General features: G+C 71.7%; 8 protein-coding genes and 1 pseudogene. 1 reads left to right on the forward strand and 8 read right to left on the reverse strand.

Going from position 1 to position 9,015, the window contains the following annotated elements; all coding sequences use genetic code 11:
• From VR44_RS45130 to VR44_RS19280, 6 genes and pseudogenes are all read right to left on the reverse strand, one after another.
• A pseudogene (locus tag VR44_RS45130) lies at positions 1 to 441 on the reverse strand (hypothetical protein); the annotation flags it as partial.
• A 3-nt stretch (positions 442 to 444) separates the two neighbouring features.
• Complete coding sequence (locus VR44_RS19260) at positions 445 to 816, reverse strand: hypothetical protein (protein ID WP_045948785.1); 372 nt, start codon at positions 814 to 816, stop codon at positions 445 to 447.
• Positions 806 to 2,629, reverse strand: a complete 1,824-nt coding sequence (locus VR44_RS19265) for a hypothetical protein (RefSeq protein ID WP_052713707.1) — start codon at positions 2,627 to 2,629, stop codon at positions 806 to 808. The genes VR44_RS19260 and VR44_RS19265 overlap by 11 nt, the downstream gene beginning before the upstream one ends.
• Before the next feature lie 136 nt (positions 2,630 to 2,765).
• Positions 2,766 to 3,755, reverse strand: a complete 990-nt coding sequence (locus VR44_RS19270; protein ID WP_045948786.1) for a malate dehydrogenase — start codon at positions 3,753 to 3,755, stop codon at positions 2,766 to 2,768.
• Between the two features lie 334 nt (positions 3,756 to 4,089).
• Entirely contained in the window at positions 4,090 to 4,617 is a 528-nt protein-coding gene (locus VR44_RS48455) for a DUF3017 domain-containing protein (RefSeq protein ID WP_045948787.1), read from the reverse strand.
• Complete coding sequence (locus VR44_RS19280; RefSeq protein ID WP_045948788.1) at positions 4,607 to 5,467, reverse strand: bifunctional methylenetetrahydrofolate dehydrogenase/methenyltetrahydrofolate cyclohydrolase; 861 nt, start codon at positions 5,465 to 5,467, stop codon at positions 4,607 to 4,609. Before VR44_RS19280 ends, VR44_RS48455 begins: the two co-directional genes overlap by 11 nt.
• 253 nt (positions 5,468 to 5,720) lie before the next feature.
• Between VR44_RS19280 and VR44_RS19285 the strand changes: the two genes are divergently transcribed.
• On the forward strand, positions 5,721 to 6,407 hold the full coding sequence (locus tag VR44_RS19285; protein WP_045948789.1) for an RDD family protein: 687 nt from the start codon (positions 5,721 to 5,723) through the stop codon (positions 6,405 to 6,407).
• Positions 6,408 to 6,485: 78 nt separating this feature from the next.
• Here VR44_RS19285 and purH read toward each other — a convergent pair whose 3' ends face one another.
• Positions 6,486 to 8,069, reverse strand: coding sequence for a bifunctional phosphoribosylaminoimidazolecarboxamide formyltransferase/IMP cyclohydrolase (gene purH, locus VR44_RS19290; RefSeq protein WP_045948790.1), 1,584 nt, complete (start codon positions 8,067 to 8,069; stop codon positions 6,486 to 6,488).
• Positions 8,066 to 8,689 (reverse strand): phosphoribosylglycinamide formyltransferase, encoded by a 624-nt coding sequence (gene purN, locus VR44_RS19295; protein ID WP_045948791.1) that lies wholly within the window; start codon positions 8,687 to 8,689, stop codon positions 8,066 to 8,068. The genes purH and purN overlap by 4 nt, the downstream gene beginning before the upstream one ends.
• Between the last annotated feature and the right edge of the window lie 326 nt (positions 8,690 to 9,015).

A 9,015-nucleotide genomic window follows, 5' to 3' on the forward strand; every position in this document is an offset into this window, starting at 1 on the left:
GTTCCACCCCACTTGGGCGGGCTGCTCGTACCACGCGGGCCCGCGGCCGGACGCGGCCCCGGCGACCTGCGTGAGGTCCTCGGACCCCGGCGCGGCCGGGGGCGGCACGGAGTACTCCGGCCAGGAGGGCTGCTCCGGCGCAGCCGGGTGCTCCGGAGCGGCCGGGTGGCCGGGCCCGGCCACCCGCGTGACGTCCTCGGAACCCGGCGCGGCCCCGTCCGGGGCCGGGTGCTCCGGCGCGGCCGGGCGGCCCGGGCCGGCGGCCTGCGTCACGTCCTCGGAGCCCGGGGCGGCCGGGGGCCGCGGGGTGGCCGTGGGCTCGGGCAGGGGGTAGTACTCCGGCTCGGTGTGATGTTCCGGCCCGTCCGGGCGGGCCGGCTCCGGGCCCGGTTCCCAGCGCTGGGTGCGCGGGTTCCACCAGGTGTCGTCGGGCGAGGACACCGCTCAGCCTCCCAGCGAGGCGAGCAGCCCGCCCAGTGCCGTGGCCGCGCTCACCGTCTCCACCAGCGGGGCCCACCGTTCCAGCGCCCCGCGCAGCCGCGCCGGCAGCCCCGGACGGATCTCCCCCGCTTGTTCCAGCTCGGCGGCCGCGTCCTCCAGTTCCGCGTCGAGCTCCCCGCGCCCGCTGCTGCGCGGGATCCGCACCAGCTCGACGCGCAGTTCGTGTACGGCCCGCAGCAGTTCCTCGGCAGTGGGCGGCCTGCCGTCCGGGGCGCCGTTGTGGACGGTGTTGGTGTTGTTGCTGCCGCCGATGCTGAAGGCGGTGTTACTGATGTTGCCGATGTGGACCGGGCGTTCGTCGCCGTTACTTCCCACCGCTGCTCCCCTTGCCGCTCGTACCGCCCCCGGCGGTGTTGTGGTGGCCGGTGCCGCCGACGCTGAACGCGCTGTCGCTCACCGACTGGATGAACGTAGCCCCCTCCGCCACGTGGATGGCGCGCTGCGCGAATTCCTCGGTGTGCCAGCCCGCTTCGTGCAGTGCGACGGTAACGCCGTTGACCACCCGGTCCTGAATTGTTTTCAGATACCGGTCGAGGTCCATGAGCTGGAACAGCGAGCCGTCCTCATCCGCGCCGATCTCCCGCACCGACAGCTGCGGCCCTTCCGGCCGGGCGCCGTCGTGGCGGCCCGTAACGGTCCGCCACCAGCTGGCCAGCGCCCGGAGCAGGACCGAGGAGGCGTTCCAGAAGGAGCCGGGGACAGCGGCGAGAGCCTCGACCGCCTTGCCGTACCAGGCGCTGTTCAGGAAGCGGTGCGCGTCCGCGTCGGCGCTCTGGAATCGGGCCCGTACGGGCAGCAGCACGTGCGGGGCCACCTCCAGCATCATCATGCCGCCCTGGGTGTGGACCCGTACGAAGACCGTGACGACGAGGTTCTCGTCCCAGCCACCGACCCGGATGCGCAGGAAGTGCCTGCGCCGCTCCCCGCCCTCCTCTATGGCGCCGAGGCGGTGTCCGTCGAACTGCTCGCGCGCCAGCCGCGCCTTGTCCCGGTGCGGAAGACCGGCGACCGGCAGGAACACGCACTCGTCGACGACCAGTTCACGCAGCCTGTCCAGTACGTCGGCCTGCGCCTGCGCGGAGCCGTGCGCGGAGGGCACGCGCAGGGCGTGCAGCAGCGGCACGATGCGCTTGACGATGTCGGCGTTCGTGACGGGCTGCGGCTTGCGGTCGACGCCGAGGTCCTCACGGGGGCGCAGTTCGACGGACAGCTGCCAGGCCCGGTAGCCCTCGCCGGCCCCGGTGAACGGACCGCTGATGTTGTACATGATCAGCGCCGAGTGCTGCTCGCCCCGGATGCGCTCGCGGACCCGGGCGAAGCGGGGTGCCTGCGTGACGGGATCGGCGGACTGGGCGGCGTACCGGCGCGGGTCGAGCTCCCTGGCGACGATACGGGCGAGGTGGACGCGCCGGAGCACGAGCAGGACGACGATCGCCGCGAACGCGAAAAGGGCCAGCCACAGGAAGAGGGTGAAGGTGCTGTCCTCGCCGGCGGAGCCGCTCGGCCCGCTGACGCCGTCGAGCCCGCCCGAACCGCCGAAGCCGTCGAACCCGTCCGAGCCGCTGAGGCCGCCGGACCCGCTCCGGCGGCTGGAGCCGCCGGACTGCTCCGAGCCGCCGAACACGGACTCGAAGGGGGCGGTCACGTCGCCTTCATCGGCCGAGAGCAGCCACAGCCCGAAGACGGTGAAGGCCAGCTGCGCCCAGGCCAGGAGCCAGGGCACCACGGACAGGAAGCGCACCCAGGGATCCGGACGGCCGCGGAGCCACTTGGCGAAGCTCAGCAGCAGGAACGGCACGAGCAGCGCGCTGAGCAGCCCGCCGGTGAGCAGGAGGCCCACCAGCCAGGCGCCGACGATCCCGGCGCCCCAGGCGAGCTCGGCGCGCCGGGCGCGGAGCGCGTGGGCCAGGACCCGGGTGGCGTCGAAACCGTACGAGGGGGCCGCGATCCGCTCCTCGTGGACGTACAGCTCGTCGATCACCCGGTCGCGGTACGTGGTGTCGAGGTAGGTCCCCACGCAGAGGAGACGGCCTGCCTCGCTTATGGAGGGGTGGACCGGGGGGCGGCCGTTGCGCGGGTCCGCCGGGGTGCTGCCGCCGGACTGAGGGGGAATCAGGTGGTCGGTCACCGGGCGACCTTATTTACCCCCTACATGAACCGATAGGCCAATTCACGCCAAAGCGCCCCGGTCAGGTTTGACCGGGGCGCAAAGGTGTTCGCAGTGATCAGGCGAAGGAGTGAACCTCCTGATCAGCGCGGATGGATCAGATCAGGCCGAGCTCGCGGACCGCGTCGCGCTCCTCGACGAGCTCCGCCACGGACGCGTCGATGCGCTTGCGGGAGAACTCGTTGATGTCCAGGCCCTGGACGATCTCGTACTTGCCGTCCTTGCAGGTGACGGGGAAGGAGGAGATCAGGCCCTCCGGGACGCCGTAGGAGCCGTCCGAGGGGATGCCCATGGAGGTCCAGTCGCCGGCGGCGGTGCCGTTGACCCACGTGTGGACGTGGTCGATGGCGGCGTTGGCGGCAGAGGCGGCCGAGGACGCGCCACGGGCCTCGATGATCGCGGCGCCGCGCTTGGCGACGGTCGGGATGAAGGTGTCGGCGAGCCACTGCTCGTCGCCCACGACCTCGGCGGCGTTCTTGCCGGCGATCTCCGCGTGGAAGATGTCCGGGTACTGGGTCGCCGAGTGGTTGCCCCAGATGGTGAGGCGCTTGATGTCGGTGACGTCGGCGCCGGTCTTCTTGGCGAGCTGCGAGATCGCGCGGTTGTGGTCCAGGCGGGTCATCGCGGTGAAGCGCTCGGCCGGGACGTCCGGGGCGGCGGCCTGCGCGATGAGCGCGTTGGTGTTGGCCGGGTTGCCCACGACCAGGACCTTGATGTCGTCCGCGGCGTGCGCGTTGATCGCGGCGCCCTGCGGCTTGAAGATGCCGCCGTTGGCGGAGAGCAGGTCACCGCGCTCCATGCCCTTAGTGCGCGGGCGGGCGCCCACGAGGAGGGCGACGTTGGCGCCGTCGAAGCCCTGGTTCGGGTCGTCGAAGATGTCGATGCCCTTGAGCAGCGGGAAGGCGCAGTCGTCGAGCTCCATGGCGGTGCCCTCGGCGGCCTTCATGCCCTGGGGGATCTCCAGGAGGCGGAGCTTGACCGGCACGTCCGCGCCGAGCAGGTGGCCGGAGGCGATGCGGAAGAGCAGGGCGTAACCGATCTGGCCGGCAGCGCCGGTGACGGTGACATTCACGGGAGTGCGGGTCATGGCCTTCTCCGTTAGACAGCTGGCGGTGGGGCGTCCCCGCCCCGTGTGCTGGGTCCCAAGTACTGGGGAGGACGCCGCTTCCCTGTCCTGCGAATCTTGACGTGAAGAGACATCCGCCCGTCAGGCTATCCGACCCGAGGGGCCGCCAACCCCCCGGACCCTGTGGTCCACGGCACACGACCCCCGGGTTCGAAGGCGCGGACGCCCGCGCGACCTGTACTCCAGCCGGGGGGACGGCCGTTTCCAGGGCCCTTCGAGGGCCGGGGCGGGCCCTCGAAGGGCCCGGGCGCGCCGCGCCGCACGGCGTTCCGGCGGCGCGGCGGCGGACGTCCCGTCAGCGGACGGTGAAGCGGACCGCGGTCTCCAGGAACGGGAGGTGCAGGATCGGCCTCGGTTCCATCACCAGCGCCAGCAGGGTGATCGCGACGCCCAGCACCCCGTACGTGACCATGTCGGTGAACCGGGAGCGCACCGCGAGCATGCCCACCGAGGGCAGGACGCGCCGCAGCACCGAGGCCCCGATCAGGGCGACGCCGATGACGAGGCAGCCGATGCGCGGGTGCCCCATCGCCGTGGTGAGCAGCCCGACGGCGGTGGCGGCGAGGACGCTGAGCATCGGCCACTGGCGGGCGGGCGTGGACACGGCACCGGGGATGGCGCGGCCGGCGCCCTCGGGGCGGGCGGTGTCCTGGGTGACGGCGGGAAACCGCCGGGACTTCGCGACCGCCCGGGCGGGGGTGGCGGCCCCGGCGGGGGTAGCGGCCCCGGCGGGGGCGGGGGCCCCGGCGGAACCGTTCGTCCCCTCGGCCCCGTCCGTACCGCCGGCCCCGCCGGCCCCGTTCGTGTCGTGCTCAGCCCGCACTGCCGGCCCGCTCCGCCGCCTCGACCACGTTCACCAGCAGCTGGGCCCGGGTCATCGGCCCGACACCGCCCGGGTTCGGGGAGATCCAGCCCGCCACCTCGGCGACACCCGGGTGGACGTCCCCGACGATCTTGCCGTTCTCGTCGCGGCTGACGCCGACGTCGAGGACGGCCGCGCCCGGCTTGACGTCCTCCGGCTTCACCAGGTGCGGGACACCGGCCGCCGCGACGATGATGTCCGCCTGGCGCAGCAGCCCGGCGAGGTCGCGGGTGCCGGTGTGGCACAGGGTCACGGTGGCGTTCTCGGACTTGCGGGTGAGCAGCAGCCCGATGGAGCGCCCGACGGTGATGCCGCGGCCGACGACGACCACGTGCGCGCCGTTGATCTCGACCCCGTGGTGGCGCAGCAGTTCGACGATCCCGTACGGGGTGCAGGGCAGCGGGCCCTGCACGCCCAGCACCAGGCGGCCGAGGGAGGTCGGGTGCAGCCCGTCGGCGTCCTTGGCCGGATCCATCAGCTCCAGCACGCGGTTGGTGTCGATGCCCTTGGGGAGCGGGAGTTGGACGATGTAGCCGGTGCAGGCCGGGTCTTCGTTCAGCTCGCGCACGACCGCCTCGATCTCCTCCTGGGAGGCCGTGTCCGGGAGTTCGCGGCGGATGGAGGTGATGCCGACCTCCGCGCAGTCCTTGTGCTTGCCGTTGACGTACCAGCGGCTGCCCGGGTCGTCGCCGACGAGCAGGGTGCCGAGGCCGGGGGTGACGCCCCGCTCCTTCAGCGCCGCCACCCGGGCGGTCAGTTCGGATTTGATCGCGGCCGCGGTGGCCTTGCCGTCGAGAATCTGGGCGCTCATGAGGGCATCCTTCCGGATGGGGCGGCCCGGCTTCCAGTCGGGCGGAGGCCGGAACGTGCTCTTCATTGCACTTGCACAACAAGTGTGGCCCGGCTTTGCAACCGGCTGGACAAGCCCGGTGCGGGCCCACCACGATGACGGACAGCAAGACGATCGGAAAGTAGTGCCGCGGGCAGTGCCGGGGGGCGTACCGCAAAAGGAAGTGTCCTCCAGCGTGCCGTGCGTCCCCGCACTTCACGGAGGAAACACCCAGATGAGCTTCGGCGACCCGAACAACCCCTACGGGCAGCAGCAGCCGCCGCAGGGACAGCCCGGCTACGGCTACCCGCAGCAGGCCCCGCAGGGCGTCCCGCCGCAGGCCGGCTACGGCTACCCGCAGCAGCCGCCGCAGCCGTACGGTGTGCCCGGCCAGTACCCGGGCCAGCCCGGTGCCCCGGTGCCGGAGGGGTTCGCGAACGTCCCCGGTCTGGGTCCCGTCGAGGTCGGCACCTACGGTGCCCGCTTCGGCGCGCGTCTGCTGGACATGATCTTCGCGTACATCGTGGTGATCATCCTCAACATCATCATCTTCGGTGCCGCGTTCGCCGGCTCCAGCAGCAGCAGTGACAGCGCGGCCAGCGGCCTCGCCGTCGGTTCGCTCATCGCGTCCCTGCTCGTCTCCGCGCTGACGTTCATCTTCTACGACGTCATCTTCGTGAGCACGATGGGCAGCACCCCCGGCAAGATGATCCTCGGCATGCGGATCGTCAACTCGCGCACCGGCCAGAAGCCCGGCTTCGGCCCGGCGCTGGTCCGCTGGGGCTTCCCGATCGGCCTGGGCTACATCACCTGCGGCCTCGGCTACATCCTCATCGTGATCTCCCCGTTCTTCGACAACACCGGGCAGCTGCGCGGCTGGCACGACAAGGCCGCCAACACCCTGGTCATCAAGAAGCGCTAAGGGCGTTCCGTACGGCGAAGGCCGCCACCCGCACCAGCGGGTGGCGGCCTTCGCCGTATCCGGATCCGTATCCGCGTATCAGTGGAAGAAGTGGCGCGTACCGGTGAAGTACATGGTCACGCCCGCCTTCTGCGCGGCCTCGACGACCTGCTCGTCACGGACCGACCCGCCCGGCTGGACGACGGCCTTGATGCCCGCGGCGGTCAGGATCTCCAGCCCGTCCGGGAAGGGGAAGAACGCGTCCGAGGCCGCGTACGAACCCTGCGCGCGCTCGGCGCCCGCCCGCTCGACGGCCAGCTTCGCGGAGTCGACGCGGTTGACCTGGCCCATGCCGACGCCGACCGAGGCACCGTCCTTGGCCAGCAGGATCGCGTTGGACTTGACGGCGCGGCAGGCCTTCCAGGCGAAGGCGAGCTCGGCGAGTTCCTCGGCGGAGAGGGCGTCGCCGGTGGCCAGGGTCCAGTTCTTCGGGTCGTCGCCCTCGGCCTGGAAGACGTCGCTGTGCTGGAGCAGCACACCGCCGCTGATCGGCTTGAGGTCGCCCGGCTGGTGCGGGGTCCCGTCCACCTTGAGCACACGGATGTTCTTCTTCTTGGCGAGGATCTCGACCGCGCCGTCCTCGTACGCCGGGGCGGCGATGACCTCGGTGAAGATCTCCGCGACCTGCTCGGCGAGCTCGACGGTCACCGGGCGGTTGACGGCGATGACACCGCCGAACGCGGACAGCGGGTCGCAGGCGTGCGCCTTGCGGTGCGCCTCGGCGACGTCCGCGCCCACCGCGATGCCGCACGGGTTGGCGTGCTTGATGATCGCGACGCAGGGCTCTTCGTGGTCGTAGGCGGCCCGGCGGGCGGCCTCGGTGTCCACGTAGTTGTTGAAGGACATCTCCTTGCCGTGCAGCTGCTCGGCGTTGGCGAGCCCGCCCGGCTGGCCGTCGGTGTACAGGGCGGCGGCCTGGTGCGGGTTCTCGCCGTAACGCAGCGTCGACTTGCGCTCCCAGGCGCCGGCCAGGAACTCGGGCAGCGCGCCTTCCTCGGCCTCCGGGGCGTACGCGTTCGTGAACCAGGACGCCACGGCCACGTCGTAGGCGGCGGTGTGCTGGAAGGCCTCGGCGGCGAGCCGCTTGCGCGCGGCCAGGTCGAAACCACCGCCCTGGGCGGCGGCCAGGACGTCGGCGTAACGGGCCGGGCTGGTGACGACCGCGACCGACGGGTGGTTCTTGGCGGCGGCACGGACCATCGACGGACCGCCGATGTCGATCTGCTCGACGCACTCGTCGGGGGTGGCGCCGGAGGCGACCGTCTCCCGGAAGGGGTACAGGTTGACGATCACCAGGTCGAAGGGCTCGACGCCCAGCTCGGCGAGCTGGCGCCGGTGGTCCTCCAGGCGCAGGTCGGCGAGGATGCCGGCGTGCACGCGCGGGTGGAGGGTCTTGACCCGGCCGTCGAGGCACTCGGGGAAGCCGGTCAGCTCCTCGACCTTGGTGACGGGCACACCGGCCGCGGCGATCTTCGACGCGGTGGAGCCGGTCGACACGAGCGCGACGCCCGCCTCGTGCAGGCCGCGGGCCAGGTCTTCCAGTCCCGTCTTGTCGTAGACGCTGACGAGCGCACGGCGGATCGGCCGCTGGGTCGTTGCGGTCGTCGTTTCGTTGGCGGTCACTGGATTGTTACCTTTCGTCCCTCAATGCGGTAGCCGTGCCGGGCCAGGCGCCCCACGACGTCGACGAGCAGCTGGCGCTCGACTTCCTTGATGCGCTCATGGAGCGCGGCTTCGTCCTCCCCGTCCAGGACCTCCACGACACCCTGGGCGATGATCGGGCCGGTGTCCACGCCGCTGTCCACGAAGTGGACCGTGCAGCCGGTGACCTTCGCCCCGTACGCGAGGGCGTCCCGCACCCCGTGCGCGCCGGGGAACGCCGGGAGGAGGGCGGGGTGGGTGTTGATGAACCGGCCGCCGAAGCGGTCGATGAAGTTCTTGCCGACGATCTTCATGAACCCTGCGGAGACGACGAGGTCCGGCGCGTACGCGTCGGTCGCCTCGGTGAGGGCGGCATCCCACTCCTCACGGCTCCCGTAGGCCTTCACCGGGCATACGAAGGTCGGGATCCCCGCCTTCTCGGCCCTTTCCAGACCGGCGATGTTCTCGCGGTCGGCCCCGACGGCGACGACCTCGGCACCGAAACCCTCGGCTCCGCCGGGGTGGGCGTCGATGGCGTCGAGCAGGGCCTGGAGGTTGGTGCCGGAGCCGGAAACCAGCACGACCAGGCGGGAGGCGGCCATGGGAGGCCCTTTCTCACAGGATTTGCGACGTTGGTCTTGTGTGGTCATACGAAACTTCGGGGTACCGATATACGGGGAACCATACGAAGCCACCGACCGCCTGCAACGATACCGGCACACGGGACCGCCCCCGAGGGACGGGGGGACGGGCGGGCGGTAGCGTCTGGCGTGCAAGCCGTACAACCCCGGCGCACACCGGGTCCACGGACGTCCACCACACCGTCCACGACACAGGGGAAGTAAGCCACTCGATGCCGGACCGCCGTCAGCCCGACCCCTCCACCGACGACAACCCCTTCGCGGCGCCCCCGGAGGGCCATCCCGAC

The organism is Streptomyces katrae, assembly GCF_000966975.1.
GTDB classification, from domain to species: Bacteria; Actinomycetota; Actinomycetes; order Streptomycetales; family Streptomycetaceae; genus Streptomyces; species Streptomyces katrae.

Coding starts and splice junctions, on each gene's coding strand:
- VR44_RS19270 (WP_045948786.1), bottom strand. CDS start 3,755: ATGACCCGCACTCCCGTGAATGTCACCGTCACCGGCGCTGCCGGCCAG.
- VR44_RS19280 (WP_045948788.1), bottom strand. CDS start 5,467: ATGAGCGCCCAGATTCTCGACGGCAAGGCCACCGCGGCCGCGATCAAA.
- VR44_RS19285 (WP_045948789.1), top strand. CDS start 5,721: ATGAGCTTCGGCGACCCGAACAACCCCTACGGGCAGCAGCAGCCGCCG.
- purN (WP_045948791.1), bottom strand. CDS start 8,689: ATGGCCGCCTCCCGCCTGGTCGTGCTGGTTTCCGGCTCCGGCACCAAC.